At 65.3% G+C, this 17,874-nt stretch carries 12 protein-coding genes and 1 pseudogene; 5 read left to right on the forward strand and 8 right to left on the reverse strand.

Features of this window, described 5'->3' with window-relative positions; genetic code table 11:
• Positions 1-72: 72 nt before the first annotated feature.
• On the reverse strand, positions 73-294 hold the full coding sequence (locus VV01_RS07095; protein ID WP_050671779.1) for a DUF7455 domain-containing protein: 222 nt from the start codon (positions 292-294) through the stop codon (positions 73-75).
• A gap of 356 nt (positions 295-650) precedes the next feature.
• Here VV01_RS07095 and VV01_RS07100 point away from each other — a divergent pair, with 356 nt between their 5' ends.
• Positions 651-2,774 (forward strand): DNA gyrase/topoisomerase IV subunit B, encoded by a 2,124-nt coding sequence (locus tag VV01_RS07100; RefSeq protein ID WP_157508768.1) that lies wholly within the window; start codon positions 651-653, stop codon positions 2,772-2,774.
• Here the strand turns inward: VV01_RS07100 and VV01_RS07105 are convergent.
• Positions 2,736-3,749 carry a GlxA family transcriptional regulator gene (locus tag VV01_RS07105; RefSeq protein ID WP_050669282.1) on the reverse strand — a complete coding sequence of 338 codons (1,014 nt, stop codon included), beginning with the start codon at positions 3,747-3,749 and terminating at the stop codon, positions 2,736-2,738. The two genes, VV01_RS07100 and VV01_RS07105, sit on opposite strands and share 39 nt — an antisense overlap.
• 124 nt (positions 3,750-3,873) lie before the next feature.
• Between VV01_RS07105 and VV01_RS07110 the strand changes: the two genes are divergently transcribed.
• On the forward strand, positions 3,874-4,290 hold the full coding sequence (locus tag VV01_RS07110) for a hypothetical protein (protein WP_050669283.1): 417 nt from the start codon (positions 3,874-3,876) through the stop codon (positions 4,288-4,290).
• A 15-nt stretch (positions 4,291-4,305) separates the two neighbouring features.
• On the opposite strand, the gene arr is transcribed toward VV01_RS07110, so the two are convergent.
• On the reverse strand, positions 4,306-4,716 hold the full coding sequence (gene arr, locus VV01_RS07115; RefSeq protein WP_050669284.1) for an NAD(+)--rifampin ADP-ribosyltransferase: 411 nt from the start codon (positions 4,714-4,716) through the stop codon (positions 4,306-4,308).
• A 42-nt stretch (positions 4,717-4,758) separates the two neighbouring features.
• Between arr and VV01_RS23255 the strand changes: the two are divergent.
• Together VV01_RS23255 and VV01_RS07120 are read left to right on the forward strand one after the other, a co-directional pair.
• A pseudogene (locus VV01_RS23255) lies at positions 4,759-4,854 on the forward strand (HhH-GPD-type base excision DNA repair protein); the annotation flags it as partial.
• Positions 4,855-5,330: 476 nt separating this feature from the next.
• Positions 5,331-6,578 (forward strand): IS256 family transposase, encoded by a 1,248-nt coding sequence (locus tag VV01_RS07120; RefSeq protein ID WP_050668298.1) that lies wholly within the window; start codon positions 5,331-5,333, stop codon positions 6,576-6,578.
• Between the two features lie 114 nt (positions 6,579-6,692).
• Here the strand turns inward: VV01_RS07120 and VV01_RS07125 are convergent, their stop codons facing one another.
• Positions 6,693-7,934 carry an IS256 family transposase gene (locus VV01_RS07125; RefSeq protein ID WP_050669285.1) on the reverse strand — a complete coding sequence of 414 codons (1,242 nt, stop codon included), beginning with the start codon at positions 7,932-7,934 and terminating at the stop codon, positions 6,693-6,695.
• 442 nt (positions 7,935-8,376) lie between these two features.
• Here VV01_RS07125 and VV01_RS07130 point away from each other — a divergent pair, with 442 nt between their 5' ends.
• Positions 8,377-9,006, forward strand: coding sequence for a hypothetical protein (locus VV01_RS07130; protein ID WP_050669286.1), 630 nt, complete (start codon positions 8,377-8,379; stop codon positions 9,004-9,006).
• 43 nt (positions 9,007-9,049) lie between these two features.
• Here the strand turns inward: VV01_RS07130 and VV01_RS07135 are convergent, their stop codons facing one another.
• The 4 genes from VV01_RS07135 to VV01_RS23825 all read right to left on the reverse strand — a co-directional run bounded on the left by VV01_RS07135 (position 9,050) and on the right by VV01_RS23825 (position 17,758).
• Positions 9,050-9,685 (reverse strand): hypothetical protein, encoded by a 636-nt coding sequence (locus VV01_RS07135; RefSeq protein WP_050669287.1) that lies wholly within the window; start codon positions 9,683-9,685, stop codon positions 9,050-9,052.
• Positions 9,686-9,752: 67 nt separating this feature from the next.
• Positions 9,753-15,701, reverse strand: a complete 5,949-nt coding sequence (locus VV01_RS23260; RefSeq protein WP_157508769.1) for a hypothetical protein — start codon at positions 15,699-15,701, stop codon at positions 9,753-9,755.
• Between the two features lie 288 nt (positions 15,702-15,989).
• Positions 15,990-17,009, reverse strand: coding sequence for a DUF4916 domain-containing protein (locus tag VV01_RS23820; protein ID WP_050669290.1), 1,020 nt, complete (start codon positions 17,007-17,009; stop codon positions 15,990-15,992).
• Between the two features lie 89 nt (positions 17,010-17,098).
• Positions 17,099-17,758 (reverse strand): hypothetical protein, encoded by a 660-nt coding sequence (locus VV01_RS23825; protein WP_050669291.1) that lies wholly within the window; start codon positions 17,756-17,758, stop codon positions 17,099-17,101.
• Positions 17,759-17,874: the final 116 nt, after the last annotated feature.

Below are 17,874 nucleotides of genomic sequence, written 5' to 3' on the forward strand. Positions count from 1 at the left end.
GTCGTCGGACAGCAGAACCCCCACGCGGCCGGAGCGGCGTGGGGGTTCTGGGACGGGAGTGGGGCCGAGAGGTCAGACCTCCTGCGGTGCGGCCTCGGGCGTCTCGTGCAGGCGGTCGCTCTCGTCGACGACCTCCTCGGCGATGGCGCGGAGCTTGTCGAGGTGCTCGCGCCCGTGGTGGGCGCAGAACAGCAGCTCGCTGCCGCCGGTGAGGCGCGCGCGGATGAAGGCCTGAGCGCCGCAACGATCGCAGCGGTCCGCCAAAGTCAGGGTGGGGGCAAGAGCGGTCGTCATGTCTGCCATCCTCTCGTCCTGGCGCCGAGACGCCAATGCGGTCGAAGCCCCGAGGGGCCGTACTTCCTGGACGATCCAGGCGGCGGATTCGTTGCATCCGATGCCCGTGCCGTCGTCTCGGAAGTGCCAACAGTGAAGCACGCCAGGCGATTCCCGTGCCGCACCTTCTCAGGGTGTGGCGCACGTCATTTGCCACTGATCCGCCGGGATCGGCGGGGTGTCGCGCCGGTCCGTTCGCTGCGAGCAGAACGGCCGTCGGCTTCTCGGAGAGCCTGCGACCGCGTGTCGGCGCGGGCGGCTAGCCTTCCCACGACGCAAGCCGCGTCCTTCCCTGATCTCTCGCAGGAGCTCCATCCGTGGCCATCACCACCACGACCCGTCCGGCCGACTACAGCGCTCGTCACCTTCAGGTCCTGGAGGGCCTGGAGGCGGTCCGCAAGCGACCGGGCATGTACATCGGCTCGACGGACACCCGTGGGCTGATGCACTGCCTCTGGGAGATCATCGACAACGCGGTCGACGAGGCGCTGGCCGACCGCGGCGACCACGTGACCGTGGTCCTGCACGCGGACGGCTCGGTCTCGGTCGCCGACCGTGGTGCCGGCATCCCCGTCGACATCGAGCCTCGTACGGGCCTCACCGGTGTCGAGGTCGTGTTCACCAAGCTGCACGCCGGCGGCAAGTTCGGCGGCGGGTCCTACACCGCCTCCGGTGGTCTGCACGGTGTGGGCGCCTCGGTGGTCAACGCGCTGTCGGCCCGTCTGGACGTCGAGGTCGACCGTGCCGGCAAGACCTACGCGATGAGCTTCCGTCGCGGTGAGCCGGGCGTCTTCCACGACCCGAAGGACGGCCCGAGCCCCGACGCGGAGTTCGAGCCGTTCACCGCCGGGAGCGAGCTGCGGGTCATCGGCAAGGCCAAGCGCGGTGTCACCGGCACGCGCATCCGCTACTGGTCGGACCACCAGATCTTCCTCAAGGACGCGGGCTTCGACTACGACGGGCTCATCACCCGGGCGCGGCAGACGTCGTTCCTGATCCCCGGGCTCACTCTGGTGATCCGCGACGAGCGCGGCCTGCCCGGCACGCCGGGGGAGGACGGTCCGCACGAGGAGGTCTTCCAGCACGACGGCGGCATCAGCGAGTTCGCCGAGTTCCTCGCCGCCGACCCGGCGCTGACCGACGTGTGGCGCCTGGAGGGTGAGGGCACGTTCACCGAGACCGTGCCGGTGCTGGACTCCAAGGGCCACATGACCCCGACCGAGGTCGAGCGCACCTGCGGCGTGGACATCGCCCTGCGCTGGGGCAACGGCTACGACACGCACGTGCGCTCGTTCGTCAACATCATCGCCACGCCCAAGGGCGGCACCCACCAGACCGGGTTCGACCAGGCGCTGATGAAGGTGTTCCGCAAGCAGCTCGAGGTCAATGCCCGGCGGCTGAAGGTCGGCAACGACAAGGTCGAGAAGGACGACATCCTCGCCGGGCTCACTGCGGTCGTGACCGTGCGGCTCGCCGAGCCCCAGTTCGAGGGCCAGACCAAGGAGGTCCTCGGCACCTCGGCCGTGCGCCAGATCGTGTCCAAGGTCGTCGAGTCGCAGCTGACCGCGCGCCTGACCTCGACCAAGCGTGACGACAAGGCGCAGTCGGCCCAGCTGCTGGAGAAGGTCGTCGCCGAGATGAAGTCGCGCATCTCCGCGCGCCAGCACAAGGAGACCCAGCGCCGCAAGACCGCGCTGGAGTCGTCCTCGCTGCCGGGCAAGCTCAAGGACTGCCGCAGCTCAGACACCGACCGCACCGAGCTGTTCATCGTCGAGGGCGACAGCGCGCTCGGCACCGCCAAGGACGCCCGCAGGTCCGACTTCCAGGCGCTGCTGCCGATCCGGGGCAAGATCCTCAACGTCCAGAAGGCCTCGGTCGGCGACATGCTCAAGAACGCCGAGTGCGCCGCGATCATCCAGGTCATCGGCGCGGGCTCGGGGCGTTCGTTCGACCTGGACATGGCCCGCTACGGCAAGGTCATCCTGATGACCGACGCCGACGTCGACGGCGCCCACATCCGCACCCTGCTGCTCACGCTGTTCTTCCGCTACATGCGTCCGCTGGTCGAGGCCGGCCGGGTGTACGCCGCGGTGCCGCCGCTGCACCGCATCCAGACGACCGCCAGCGGCCGGGCCAAGGGCGAGACGATCTACACCTACTCCGAGCAGGAGATGCGCCGCACGGTCGCGGGGCTGCAGAAGAAGGGCCGCACGATCAAGCAGCCGATGCAGCGCTACAAGGGTCTGGGTGAGATGGACGCCCACCAGCTGGCCGAGACCACCATGGACCCCCGCCACCGCACGCTGCGCCGCGTCACGATGGCCGACGCGGAGGCCGCCGAGCACGTGTTCGGACTGCTGATGGGCAGTGACGTGGCTCCGCGCCGAGACTTCATCGTCTCCTCAGCCGGTGACCTCGACCGCGAGCGCATCGACGTCTGAGGGGCCGTCGGGCCGCATGGCCTGCGTACGGCGGAAGTGCGAGGGCGAGACGCCGTAGCGCGACACGAACGCCTGGCGCAGCGACTCCGCGCTCCCGAAGCCGCACCGGCCGGCGATCCGGTCCATGGTGAGCCCGGTCGTGACCAGCAGGTGCGCTGCCGACTCGGTGCGCGCACGGCGTACGAACCGGCCGGGCGTGACTCCGACGTCGTGCAGGAACAGCCGGGTGAGATGGTGTTCGCTCACCCCGGCCTCGTCCGCGAGTGATGCGGTGGTCAGGTCAGCTCCTGGGTCGGCGGTGATCTTGTCGACCACCCGTTGCACCACATCGCCGGAGGCGGTCGGAGCGCTGGTGAACATGCTCATCTGCGCCTGGTTGCCGGGTCGTTGCAGGTAGGTCACCATGTGCCGCGCCACGCCGCGAGCCAGGTCGGCGTCGACGTCCTCCTCGATGAACGCCAACGTCAGGTCGAGCGCGGAGGTGACACCGGCCGAGGTCACGACGTTGCCGTCGCGCACGTAGATCGGCTCGGAGTCGAAGCACACTGCCGGGTACGTCGCGGCCAGGTCATCGGCCTGGAACCAGTGGGTCGCCGCACGCCGGCCGTCGAGCAGGCCCGCTGCGGCGAGGACTCCCGCTCCGGTGCACACGGAGGCGACGCGCCTGCTCTCCTGGGCGAGTCGGCGTACGTGGGCGACGAGCCGGTGGTCCGCCGCGGCGTCGACGTGCCCGATGCCGCCGGAGACCAGCACGGTGTCGAGCGGTCCGTTCAGCCGTTCCAGGGTCGCCTGAGCCTGCAGCGTGAGCCCGCTGCCGCACTCGATCGGACGGCCGCCGGGAGTGGCGACCGTGACGTCGTACACCGCCGAGCCGTGCAACCAGTTGGCCATCACCAGGGCGCTGGTGACGCAGGCGATGTCGACCAGCTCGGCGGCGGGGTAGCCGATGACGACGACGCGGCGTACGGGGTCCATGTCCTCACGGTAGGCCCGTACGACGACCGGTGGCCCCTGTCCGGGATGACCCGCATCCCAGGTTTACGGACATATCGCGGCCGCGGTGTTCCGCCCGGCCCGGTGCCGGGAGCACGGTGCTGGCATGACCTCGATCCAGCTCACCCCGTCAACGCCGGTCGCTCGCCCGCAGTGGCGCGTGCTGGCCCGTCACTACCTCGAGATGGTCGTCGCGATGTTCGTTGCGATGGGCGTCCTCGCTCTGGCCCGCGCCGCCGTCGGGCTCACCGTCTCTGCGCACGACCACCTGGGTCTGGCGTACCTGCTCATGGCCACCGACATGTCCGTCGGCATGGCGGCGATGATGCGGTGGCGCGGGCACGGCTGGCGCAGCACCCTGGAGATGTGCGCGGTGATGTACGCGCCGCTCCTGCTGCTCCCGCTCGTCTGGTCCGGGCTGCTGGGCCGCACCGGCTTCATGGTCATCGCACACGTCGCGATGTTCCCGCTGATGCTCGCGGTGATGCTGCGGCGCCGTGCGGAGTACGCCCACTGCCACTGACGCGGGCGGAGCCGGTCAGTTGATGATCTCTCCGCGCTCGCCGGTACGGGCGGACGCCAGCCGGTCACGCCACATCTGCAGCGCCTCGGGTGTCTGGCGGGTCCAGTCGTGCACCTCGCCGGTGATCACGAGCGGCTCGGTGCTGCGGTAGGAGCGGGTCGGGTTGCCCGGGTACTTCTTGTCCGTGACGTTGGGGTCGTTCTCGAACGGCCCGGTCGGCTCGACGGCGTACACGCGCGGGGCGGCATCGCCGGGCGCGAGCTCGGCAGCGAGTCCGGCGCCGTCCCGCAGAGCGATGAAGTAGATGTGGTTCATGACCACCTCCGGCCGGAAGTTGGACGGGAAGCCCGCCGTCAAGTGATCACCCACCTGCAGGTCGGCCTTGGTCCCGTGGAAGAAGGGCCCGCTGTCCAGCACATCGCTCATCGCCGCAGCCTAGGCGGACGGGCGGCGTCGTACGCTGCCCGCATGGCCTCCCTGCACATCGCCCAGGACACTGCCGCCGACGAGATCCTGTCGACCGACCCGTTCGGCCTGCTGGTCGGGATGCTGCTGGACCAGCAGGTGTCTTGACCATGGAAGCGTGCTGCTGAGTCCGCAGGAACACTGTCTTGTTCGTGTGAGCGCCGCAGGTCGCTGGCCTACTCATCATCGCCGTGGACCGGAGAGCGACGTTCCCAGTCTCGGAGCCGACTGTAGTTCCGTTCCGTGCGTCTCACCTCAAGGAGTTGGGCGATCTGATCGGCCGCGTCCGGTGAGATGGGTGGCGCTCCAGCGATTGCAGCTCGCATCCACCTCTCCTCTTCTTCATGGCGCGCCACTAGACGTTCCAGGCGTCGTTGGGCACTCTTCGCGCTCCGACGCTCTCGGGGATTCGTCAGCCCGTCCATCTTCACGAGAAGGTTCTTAGTTGAGTCCCTGATAGTGGTGTAGCGCGGTCGCTGACCATCGTCGACACGAGCTGGTCGTGGACGTGGGTGCGGCCACCGCGTGATCCTTCGAGTGAACCTTCCACAGCACTCTCGAACGGAGTCATCACGATGACCGCACCACACATTGTCGACCCTGCTGGCCTGTTGGGTGAAGCCCTGGCCGAAGCGTCCCCTGATCTGATGCGCAACCTGCTGCAGTCGATCATCAACACGTTGCTGTCCGCGGACGCTGACGCGGTCGTGGGCGCCGAGTACGGCCGGCCCAGCCCGTCGCGCACGGCTCAGCGCAACGGGTACCGGCACCGGGACCTGGACACCCGCGTCGGCACGATCGATGTCGCAGTCCCCAAGCTACGCACCGGCAGCTACTTCCCCGAATGGCTGCTGGAACGGCGCAAACGGGCCGAGTCGGCGCTGATCACCGTGGTGGCCGACTGCTACCTCGCCGGGGTGTCCACCCGGCGCATGGACAAGCTGGTGAAGACCCTGGGAATCGACTCGTTGTCGAAGTCGCAGGTCTCGCGGATGGCGACCGACCTGGACGAGCACGTCGACTCCTTCCGCCACCGCCCACTGGGCGAGGCCGGCCCGTTCACGTTCGTGGCCGCCGACGCGCTCACGATGAAGGTCCGCGAGGGCGGCCGGGTCATCAACGCCGTGGTGCTGCTGGCGACCGGCGTCAACGACGACGGGCACCGCGAGGTCCTGGGCCTGCGCGTCGCGACCGCCGAGACCGGCGCGGCGTGGAATGAGTTCTTCGCCGACCTGGTCGCCCGCGGCCTGACCGGGGTGCGGCTGGTCACCTCCGACGCCCACCACGGGCTGGTCGAGGCGATCGCAGCGAGCCTGCCCGGCACGACCTGGCAACGCTGCCGCACCCACTACGCCGCCAACCTCATGTCGATCTGTCCCAAGAGCATGTGGCCGGCGGTCAAGGCGATGCTGCACAGCGTGTACGACCAGCCCGACGACCAAGCCGTACAAGCCCAGTTCGACCGGCTCATCGAGTACACGGCCGAGAAGCTGCCCGCCGTGGCCGAGCACCTCGCACACGCCCGCGAGGACATCCTCGCGTTCACCGCGTTTCCCAAGGACGTGTGGACCCAGATCTGGTCCAACAACCCCGCCGAACGCCTCAACCGCGAGATCCGCCGCCGCACCGACGCCGTCGGCATCTTCCCCACCCGCGCGGCGATCGTGCGGCTGGTCGGCGCGGTCCTGGCCGAGCAGACCGACGAATGGGCCGAAGGCCGCCGCTACCTCGGCCTGGACCTGCTGGCCCGCTGCCGCATCAACATCGTGCCCACCACCGAACCCGACACCGGAGTTGATGACCTGCCCGCCCTGACCGCCTAAACCCTCAGCAAGGAGAACGCAGCGCTACACCACTACAAGGGACTTGACCCTGGCCCGGCGTTGGTCGAGCACGCTGCGGGACTGTCCGGTTATCGGTGTAACCGGCGTACTTGGTTACAGGTTCTCGGCCGCGGGCATGCGGTCGGCGAAGGTCACGGCGAACGCGTTCAGGGCCGGCTTCCAGCGCATGGTCCAGCGTGCCTGACCGGTGCCCTTGGGGTCCAGGGACCGGGTCACCAGGTAGAGCGTCTTGAGCGCGGCCTGCTCGGTTGGGAAGTGGCCCTTGGCGGTGACCGCGCGCCGGTAGCGGGCGTTCAAGGACTCGATCCCGTTGGTGGAGCACAGAACTCGGCGGATCTCCACGTCGTAGTCCAGGAACGGCACGAACTGCTCCCACGCATCACGCCACAGCCGTGAGATCGCGGGATACATCGCCGCCCAGGTCTCCTCGAACTGCTCGAACGCCGCCCACGCCGCCTCCTGCGACGGTGCGGTGTAGATCGGGCGCAGGTCCTTGGCCATCGCCTCCCAGTACTTCTTGGAGGCGTACCGGAAGGACCCGCGGATCAGGTGGATGATGCAGGTCTGGACCGTGGCCAGCGGGAACACCGCGTTCGCTGAGTCCGGCAGCCCCTTCAGTCCGTCGCACACGATGAAGAACACATCGGCCACGCCACGGTTCTTGATCTCGGCCAGCACGCTCATCCAGAACTTCGCTGACTCCCCGTGCCCGGCGGTGCCGGCCCATAGCCCGAGCACGTCGCGCCGACCCTGCAGGTCGACCCCGATCGCGGCGTAGAAGGGCCGGTTGCCGACCTGGCCGTCACGGACCTTGACGTAGATCGCGTCGATGAAGATCGCCGCGTAGACCGGCAGCAGCGGCCGGGCGCACCACTCGCTCATCTCGTCGATGACGCGGTCGGTGATCACCGAGATGCGGTCCTTGGACAGCGAGGCGCCGTAGACCTCGGCGAAGTGCGCGCTGATCTCACCAGTGGTCAGGCCCTTGGCGTACAACGACAGCACGACGGTGTCGACGTCACCCAGGCGGCGTTGTCGCTTCTTGACGATGACCGGTTCGAAGCTGCCGTCCCGGTACCGTGGGACCTCGATCGTGACCGGGCCGACGTTGTCGGTCAGCACCGTCTTGGCCCGGGTGCCGTTGCGGGAGTTACCACCATCACGGCCCTCGACCGCGTGCTTGTCATAGCCCAGGTGCTCGCTCATCTCCTCATCGAGCGCGGTCTCCAGCACGGTCTTGGTCAACAGCTTCAGCAGTCCGTCCGGGCCGGTCAGGTCCTCACCACGCGCCCGGGCGGCACGGACCAGCTGCGCTACCGCGGCTCGCTCGGACATCACCGCCGCGGGCTGTTCCGCCGGCCGAACCCGCTCGTGATCATCGACATGGTCAGCGCTGTCATCATCTTCAGGCGACACAGTCGCCAGTGTCTCGGTCATCACAGACCTTCCTCGCCAACCAGCGTTGGCGTGTCAGGCCGGTTACACCGTTTGCCGGACAGTCCCCACGCTGCGGCCCAGGGCATCTCGCTGACGGTGTATGACGAGACTCGTGCCGAGAGCGGCAAGGGGGCGTCGACGCGTCGATCATCGGCACCTACGAGAGGTTGCTCGGTCTGGACCCGGGGCTGCTGGCGGCTCCGCTGCGCGCGGCGGCGCGGATGGTTCCCGACGCGCCAGGTAGTACCGCCCTGCTGCAGCGAGCACGGTAGAGAGCAGCAGCGCCGCCCGAGAGCGTCTCGTCGATGACTTCTACGAGCGGGAGCGGGCAGGGGCGCAGATGGCCGGGTACAACTGGCTCCAGTTGGCGGATGCGCTGACCACCGCGAACGAGATGCTGCTTCCTCGGGCGATCGTGCGTGGCTGGACGGTGCGGCTGATGGATGAGTGCATGCGCTCGGTCGGTGCGGCCTATCACTCGCGGCTGGAGGCGCTCAGCACGCTGGCTGCTGATGACCGGTTCGCGTTGTACGTGCTCGATGCTGCCCGCGAGCTGACAGAGGTGCCGGGTGCCTCCGGCGCGAAGGAGGCCTGGTGCGTGGTCGGGGACATCCGTAGCCCGGAGGTGATCGATGCGCTGGTCCGCGAGTTGGGCACGGTGCCGGACGACCGGTTCGACGACATCAGCATGGCCGTGGCCATGCCGGCGCACCTGGGGGCGCTGACGTCTGCGCAGGAGAACGCGATCGCGGGCGATCATAGGTATGGAGGTATGGGTGAATGGGAAGCCGTTCGGCAACCTCAAGGCACGGGCGCTGTCACGGTGCCCGTACCGCCTGGGAGCCACCACGTCGAAACTCGCACGAACAAGGGCCGCTCGAACACGACCACCGTAAGTGTCACACCCGGTAATCAGGCCAACGTATCGGTCGCAGTTGGAAAGCTTGCAGGCACGCCTAAGTTCAGTTAGGGCGGATTGCAGGCGTCGCCGTCAAGCAAGCCCGACTCGGACATCAACCTTCGGTGCTTGGGCCGTGCTGAGCGTCCTGGTTTGTCGCAGCGGATGTGGACGTGTCGCCATCAAGTTCGTTGGCAAGGCCGGTGAGAGTTTCAGCCATTGCGCGCAGCCGTCCGCCTAGGACGATTGAATCGATCTTTGGTTTCTGTTCGGTGTCCAGCCCAGAGAACGGCTCGTCGCCTAAGAAGTCGCGTAGGCGTCGGCGAACACTTTGGGTGGTGGCTGCCAGCTCGTCCTCCAAAGGTGCCATCGCGCTCGCGGCTGTCACCAGCCATTCCTCGTTCCGTGAGGCTGCATCCTCGCAAGCTAGCCAGATCAACGCGAGAACAGCCTGCCGAGTGGTGCGTTCGAGGAGGACTGCCTTGACGACCAGCGGCACCGCGGCTGCCCGAGCTGCGTCCAGGTCGTCCGCGTACTTCTGGAGCCGCGAAAACCTCCACGGCCGGTCATCGCCAAGCATGTCCAGCGCAGCGAACACCATGTCGAGATCGTGAGCTGGCACATCCCCAGGGAGCGTCCGTCGAGCGCGCCAAATCTTCAATATAAGGTCGACGATCTCCGTACGCTGGTCGACCGTGACGGCATCTGCAGTCTCGGCGGCCGTGACAAGTGCTGCGAGATGGTGCGCCATCCACTGACTCGTCAGGTCATGGTCGGCGCACTCTGCAGCAAGTCTTCGACCTAGTTTGAGTGCAGCCTCAGTACTCGGTCCACCGTCCTTCCGGATCGATGAGATATACCTTCGAGGACCACTCGATCCAGGGGATTTCATCGGACTCCTTCCTGTCATAGGACGACCGGTGTACGTCCCGCCTTAGCCTCACTTGGACCACTAGTGTCATGTCGCGCTCGTTCAGGACCTCCTTGAGGAACTGCCAATCCACTACCAGGTCCGTTCCACTCGTTCCAGTGCTGTGTTCCCGACTGGTCCGTTCGGTGTTATCCCAGACCCGGCTTCGGAATACCTCACGAGCACGGTTCGACCAGACCCGGAGATCATTGTCGGTGACGAGGGCGAACCGATCCACGATTTCGGCACAAGGACGAGGGGGTGGGAATGTAACATTTCGCCCACGCTCATCGTCCCGGTCAATCGACTCTTCGAAGTATGACCCGTCTATCCATGGGACAAGTCGGAACGGAGACTCGCCCTCAATGTCATCCTCGCAGTTGTCGTCGGTCGTCGGGAGTGCTCCCAGTCCTCCCAGGGCATTCGTCTGCAGGGCAGTTAGATACGAATTAGCTGTCGCATGGTGGATCAGGGCACTCGAAATGTCGACTTCTTCGGACCTTTCGCCGAGCGTCGTGGCATAGGACGCGTCGACCACGATCCAATCGGTCCCATGGGCCACGGCACTTTCGAAATCCGACGGTGTCAGGGACCACCGCCAGGTGTCATTCGTGCTAGCCATGATACGCAATTCTGGCGCGGGCACTGGAGGGGAGTCTCTTCGGTCGGATAGCCAGCGCCCATCTCGCCGTTTCGGCAGGAACTCGTTTAGCCACGACGTGTACTCATCCAAATCAGCGTTCTGATCTTTGAACGCTTTCAGTGTCGACGCAAGGTCCGCAGCAAGGCTAAGGATGGCGTGCACCGCCGAGTAGAAGGCGAAGTCCTCTTCTTGGGGCCAGTTGCGATGGTCGGGATACGAACCCCGTTGATTGAACACGCCGGCATCGTGGCGCGGGTCCTTGTAGCCGTCGTCGTACCCGGTCAGGTCGCAAGCGATAACCTCTGCCTTCATCGCCAACGCCACGTCGGACGTTCCGAACACTCGTCCGAGATGCGCGGCCCAGGATTGCCGAAAGTCATAGAAGAACGGATGCCCGCCGTTGCCGGAAGGCGCGTCTACCTCGGACTGGAATGGATCCTGTCGCGCAGATTGAGCTGACCAATCCAGTTCGTCCCATTCGGCGAATAGACGTCGAGCCAACGGGTCGGCCCACTCAGGCGTGGGTGCCACGGCACCCCTGTCGGCCAAGACCTGAAGCGTTCGCTGTGCTAGGACCTGGTTGGCAGCGTGTGGTGGCCCGTCCACGAGCTCGAGAAGCCACGGGACAAAGGCAGCCAAGAGGTTCGCGGTTGGCTCAGAACCAGCCCGCTCCAGTGCGAACAGCAACCACGTCCGAGAGTGGAGCACATAGTGTGCGAAGCGTGCGTCGTAAAACGGTGCGGGGTCGTGGGTGCCGTCAGCAAACTTAGCTAGCTCGTTGAGCGTTGCTTGATCTCCTACTTCCACCAGGAGCAGTACGGCTTGAGAAGCCTCCCATCGGCGAGCAATCGCCATGTCGCCGAGTGCCGCCCAGATCAGGCCAGCGAGGCATATGGCCAGGTCAGCAGGCGGCTGCGCGATGTTGGCGTACAGCCCGTCTGATGCCTTCGCCGGCGGTGCAAGATCGTCGAAGAGAGCAGCCAGGGCGTCGAATACGAGAGCCGCCTTCGGAACCTGAAGGGTTCTAGCGAGGTGGGAGGCCAGGCTAAAATATTCCTCGTGGTTCAGCGTGTGTGCTTTCTCGCCAAGCTTGGCGAAACCGGCCTCGAGGAGCCTTCTCTGGGGTACTCCAGCTGCTTCCGCGAACTTTTCGAGGTCAGGACGGTCGTAATGACGGGTCGCGATGGTTGCCGCGAAGCGGTCGGCGAACACGTCGGCTAGGTAGTCCAGGGACTCCATGAGGCCAGCGCTTGGGGTTTGCTCGGATGCGTACGTTGCCGCGATGACGAAATCTTCCTCGCGCGCGCCAGTCGAATCCGCGATGGCCCGAATGGCCTCGGCCAGTTTTGCAGGAAGCTTTCCGAGTGCGAGGCGGACCACAGTTCTCCGAGCATCTGAGTACCAGTCAACTTTCGCGAACGCTCCGTCCCAGCCCTCGGCAGTGGTGAAGTCGAGCGGCCCGACCACCTTCGTCGGGTCCGTCTGCTTAGAGCCCGCCCAGTCTCGTGATGTGCTGGCGCTGCGATCTTCGAGCGGAATCTCCCCTCCCCGCCGCGAATGGCTTGTGAACTGACGGTAGACGCCATCCAGGCGTGCTGCCTCTTGCGCTGGCAGAGCTTCGGTGACGGCTTGCCACTGATCGGGCGCGCCCAATGCAGTGACGGCGAGTGCCCCGATTGGTGTCCCCAGTTTTGAGGCGTTGCTCATGATCGGCTCCAGCAGTCTGTCGAACGCCAGTGCACGCCGGTCGCGCTGTCTCGAGACGGCCGCGTAGTAACTTGGGGGATGCATCTCGAACAGGGGAGTGGCGAGCCGCGAGATGTCCGAACCCTCGTCCGTCCCGAGGGTCTCGCCGATCTGAAGCAGCCGGTAGGCCCGTTCTGGCTCCGTGCCCGATCCGAGCCGACGAGCAGTGTTGGTCAGAGCGTACCAGCGAGCAGGCAGGTCATCGCCGACGAGTTTTGCCTCGCGGTCGGCGATATTAAAGATGGCTCGCGACTCGGATTCACTCGTTGCAAGGATTGCGCGTGCCAACTCAATGATCTCGTCAACTCGCGCGTCCGCATTTAGGCGGTCCTTCTGGCTCGCATCCAACGCTCGGTTCACAGCGGCGATCGCGAACGATGCTAGATCTGGGTTGCGCGCTGCGCACCTGATGACAGCCAGTTGGGACCGCGTTATGGCGTGGCCAGATGCTTTGTGCCAGGCCTCGAACTGCGCAAGAAAGATGGGATCGGGCATTAGGCTGAGTATCTTAATTGCGATTTCTGCCATTCCGTTCAGGCGAACGAACGGCGGATCGTAGTTGTGCTTGGTGGCAAAGTCGTTGGCCGCCAGGGTCGACACTGCGAGCCGCACGGAATCGACCGGTCCGTCAAGAACAGCATCGACCAGGCACGTAGCCCATGGCAGGAGTGGCGTGATGTTCTGCTTGAAGGCGCGGCTGTGGCGTTCCTCTACCGGACTATCTCTCAAGAGACGTTCGAGGAATTCCGGCATCACGACGTCGCCAACCTCGAGATGCTTTTTCGAAAGGCGAGCCTTGAGTGCATGGCCGAGTATGCAACTCGTCGGCAGTAAGCCGGACCAACTTTCACCGGCGTGATCCCTGAGCGGAACGAGGTGAACTTCGAGTACGCGGCGAGCATCATCTTCCGTGATCGCTGCGATTCGGAGGGCATGCAGAAGTGCCCAGGTCACGCCCCGGAGATCTGCGTCGTACACATAAGGGCCGCTTCGGTGTCGGAAGGGCTCACTGCGATCCTTCAGCATCACCGCCAACGCTGCCGTGGCCTCGTTGGACGGGACAATGCCGTAGTCGAACATCGTCTCTGTCACGGCGATTTGTATGTGCTTACAGTATTCGGCGAGGGCGACGACCGCGGAAAGTTCGTTGGCCCGACCGGCATCAGCGAGACGAGACGCGAACATGGCACTGGCCTCGCGTACGAACTCGCGTGGCCTCCATCCTGAAAGGAACCGAACTGCCGCGCTGGCACCGTCGATATTGATCATTGCAATCGCAAGACTCGCGATTTCCTTCGGTGTGATTTGCGCGTGGAGATCGCGGAGCTCGTCGCTGTCCAGTCGAAGGATTGCTCTGATGGTATTGTACGAGGCTGTAAGGCGTGCACGCCCGAGGTCGCGCCGCTCATCAAGGCTCGAAAGCATTACCGCCTCTACGTGCAGATTTGAGCCCGGCCACTCATCGGTCAGCTCGCGACCGGAGCACAGTGAATCGATGACATCCCGGTCCAGGAATCTTGCGGCAATGTCAGGATTTGCGCGGAACATCTTCATCCGACGGGCGTGTCCGGATGAGAGCGTTCCCGCTTTCACTGCCAACAGAGCCGCGTCATCGTATCGCTGTGCCCGCAGCGCGGATCCCAGGGCGAACCGGGAACGGGCGCGCGCAATCTCTTGCGCCTGAAGATCATCGATTCCTGTCGGAAGTCCACCGTCAGATAGGGCCAGTTCAACAAGCTCGTCGACCATTCCCGCCTCGAACAGCAGTTGGGGAAGGATTGAGGCGATGTATGCCGATGCAGATGAGTGCGGGATAACCCTTGTCGCGAAGCTGCGCATCCCTAATGGGGTGAGGCTGTAATTATTTGTGAACCAAGTCTCGGTCGGTTCGTCCCGGAATTGGAGAGAGTTATTATTGAAGTGAAGGCCTCTGCCAAGGGCAACAGCGAAACTGCGTATCGCGTCTTCGCTGACTTCAGCGATCAAGGCGAGGTCCGAAAGCGGAATCGTCGGATGCAGGGTTGCAAGTGCTTGGCACAGGCGGTCCAGTTCGTCTCGGAGCAAGTGCCCCTGCGCGACCACGTTCTGAACTTGGTCCGCAAACAAGGCATCGAGAGCCGCACCAGGTCGATTGGTTGCGATCTGCAAAGTCGAGATGGCGTCGTCTGCCGACTGCGCTCCTTCCAAAGCCATCGCCTGGACGCGCGGGTTACCAGTGCTCAGCACATGCAACTGAGCCCCCTGAGCCCCAGTTGATGTCGGAAATCGAGTCCGCAGGTGCGCCATTGTTTGTGTCTGGTCGAACCCGCTGAGTTCGATCTCGGGAACGTCACCCGGCAAACCAAGGAGTTCCTTTCGCTCCGGTCGGCAGAGTGCAACGAGGCGAAAGTTTGCTGGCCAGGAAATATCAAACAGATCTGCTATAAACGGTCGCTCACGGAAGGCAGATGCGGCCATCACCGCGTTGTCAGCAGCATCAATGACGATCGTGATCAACGACTCTGGTTGAGAAGCGCACGCCTTGCGGACCTTGCTCTCAAATGCGTTGAGGTAATCGCCCGGTTCCGCGACCTGGGACGGGATCAAGGCGGTACACAGACCTCTACCGGCGAGCTCGTTCGCAAGCTGGGTCAAGGCAATTCTGTGCTGGTGCCGCCGCTTACCGAGTTGCCGGTAATCTCCGCCCGCGAAACTGTCGAACAGCAGCGTCGACGATACATCCTCGAGCTTGTCCTTCAGCATTCCGACGAAGATCGACTTGCCGACGCCTCCGTGCGCGGTGATAAGGAGTTTGGGCTGGTTCCCAGAGCGAAGGATGGAGGCAATGCGGTCAACGTCAGGTGTCTCAATCACATGTTCAAGGTCTTCAAAAGCCGGCAACGCGGGGAAGAGCTGATCCTCCGTCGTTCTTAGGATGACAAGAAGGTCGTGACGCGTAAGGGTGTTTGATTTGGCCTCGTGGGTTGCCATCCGGGAGATGTGGTTCATCAGGTCAGCGAGCTCGGATCCGGTACCACCGCCTGGCAGGTAGTCCTTGAACTCATCGGTCAGGATCCGCTCAGTGTGTTCCACCCCAGGGACCCCGTCGTTGACCGTGAAACGATCAAAGAACTTCTGTTCGGCGGTCCTTTCCGCTCCGAATCCCAGCGCGTCGCGAAGGTAGTTCCCTTCAGTTGCATGTGACGGGGGCCGCCCCGAGCGCAAGTCGGTCAGGGATTGGCGAACCTTAGCGTTCAGGAGTCGGTTGCTGACGAAACTGAACCGGATGTTGGCTGCACTGCCGGCGGCGAGGGCGTCACGGTAGATGTCCGCGAACTTGCTCAGGGTCTTGCCCAACTCAGAGCTTGTAATTGGGTCATCAACGCGGACAGAGGAGTGCTTGAGCTGGTGATAATGGACGCCGCTTGGCGTGTCGTCAGGGCCTCGACCGAAGTACTCCGCGACGTCGATGATCTCTTCGCTTGGCACGTGCTCACCGTCAGTTGGACCTTCGATGCTGATCGACCGAAGGTCGCTGGTCGGGTCAAGTAGCCGAAGAGCGTGTAGGGACGCCCAAAGGTAGTGGAAACGATCTCCGCTGCGAGTTGTTCGGACGGTGTCGGCAGCCATAGGTGAGAAGCACCTCCTCCCGGACCGGTCGTGTTTGGAGCGTACTGGAGCAGATGCCGGCGCTCACGACGTCTGGCGGTGCCCCGGCGGCTGACGTCGCGAGCGCTTGTTCGACGAGACCTTGCATTGCCGGCCGGTCGACCTCGGTCAGTACAGACTTGGTGCGACCAGCACCAGAACGAGGTTCGCCATGGCAGCGACACCGAGTAGCGCGAGCCCTGTGACCCACCAGGTCCGGCTCTTCTGGCCTGCCAGACCTCGCAGTGGCGCGGGCGTGGAATGGACAGGCTGCAGGCCCATCGCGTGTTCGAGGTGTTCGAGCGTCTTCCGGTCGGCAAGCTCGTAGGCCGAGTGCTTGAGCATGAGCTGGATGCTGAGCAACGAGATGAGGACCGCAAGCAGCGACGAGATGACGCGGCCGACGGTCGGCGACCCAGCGGACATCGCAATGGTGAGGAGGAACGCCTGGGCGGTGAGCGCGAGCGCGGGGGTCTGCCACATCAGGGTGTTCTGGGCGTTGTATCGCGCGGCGACCGTGGTGTACGTGAGCTCAGCCCCGCGTGGCCGCACCCAGTCGACCGCGGACACGATGGCCCTCTCCGACCCGGGCCACAAGTCGGCGGGCAGGCTCGTGACCGGGAACCACCGGAAGAAGATCGCCTCACCGCCGACGCGTGGCTCAGCCTCGCTTTCGAGCACCGCTGCCACCGTCACGGACACGGCATGCTTGCGGGGATCGGTGCCGTACGAGCCCGTGGGCTCGCGCGCTTCGGGGAACCACTCCATGACCGGGACCTGGGTGCGGCTCCGCATCCCCTGGAGCGCCGCATCAAGCTCGGTCTCGGTCAGCTCGAGGGTCTCGTCCAGGTGTCGCCTTGCGGCGTCCTGGAGCGTCTCTCCGCGCCGCACCCTGCCGCCGACGTGGCACCATTTCTGGGTGCCCCATGGCGTCTCGCGCAGGATCAGGCCGACGTGGGTCACTGTGCCGGCGGAGTCAGTGTGTACTGGCACCAGGTCGACGCAGGCAATGGGCATGCTCGCGCAGATGCGCTTCCACTCTGCCGGGGCCAGGTCGCCTCGGCTCGTGTGTGCTGATGCGCCGTGCGGTTCGCTGACCATGGCACCCCCCTTGCCGTGCTGCTGCGCCGCGCTAGGGCGCGACGTCACGATAAATCCTTGTGCCGCTGAACTTTCCCGACGTGCGCAGAAGCCGGCTGGCTTGGCCGACCGGGTCGACTGCGAGCGCCCTCGGCCGCCTACCTGCTCGAGGGGCTCTCGTACTGCCAGATCGCGCGGTCCAGCGCCCTCGGCTCGACACCGAGGCTGGCGGCGGCCTTCGTGAGCAGCTCGTGGGTCTGCTCCCTGGAGAGATGGGCTGCGCCAAGACGGCGGGACAGGTAGCGGGTCACCATCACGTCGGGCTTGGTCTCGGTACCGACGCCGGCGTTCATGAGCAGGTAGGACCAGGCGAGCTGACCGAGCCCAAGTACGGACTGCCATGCCTGGCTCGCTGCTGGGTCCTTCGCGGCTGCGCGCAGCTGCTCCGCGGTCCTCACTGGCGAGGCCAGCGCCGCCAGCCTGCTCAGCCCTTCGTGGATGCCGACGGTGCGCAGTCGTGATGTGCCAGGCAGCACGGTGGTGTTGCGCAGCACGTCCCGGGCGAATGCCTCCGGCCCGCCGGCGTCGTCCATGGCCTTGACGAGGTCCGGGCCGCTGTCGGTCTCGGCGCTCGGACGGACGGCGCGGTAGCGGGCCAGGACGCGCTGGACAGACACCGACGTCGCGCGCAGCGAGTACGCCGAGTTCAGCGCGCAGAGCGCCAGGGAGTCGCCGAACTCCACCGGAGCGCCCCAGCCGGTCGGGTCCCCGAGGTCGTCGGCGAGTGCTCGCAGCAGCACGTCCAGGTCGTCTGTCATGCCCGGAACCTAGCCGCTTCGTCGGACAGCCACCGCGACTTCGGCAACATCGACCTCGAGCGCACGCAGGGTGCAGGTCTGGCAGCGAACAGCGCTGGCCGGACGCGGTCCTGACA

The sequence above is a fragment of the Luteipulveratus halotolerans genome (assembly GCF_001247745.1).
Classification (GTDB): Bacteria; Actinomycetota; Actinomycetes; order Actinomycetales; family Dermatophilaceae; genus Luteipulveratus; species Luteipulveratus halotolerans.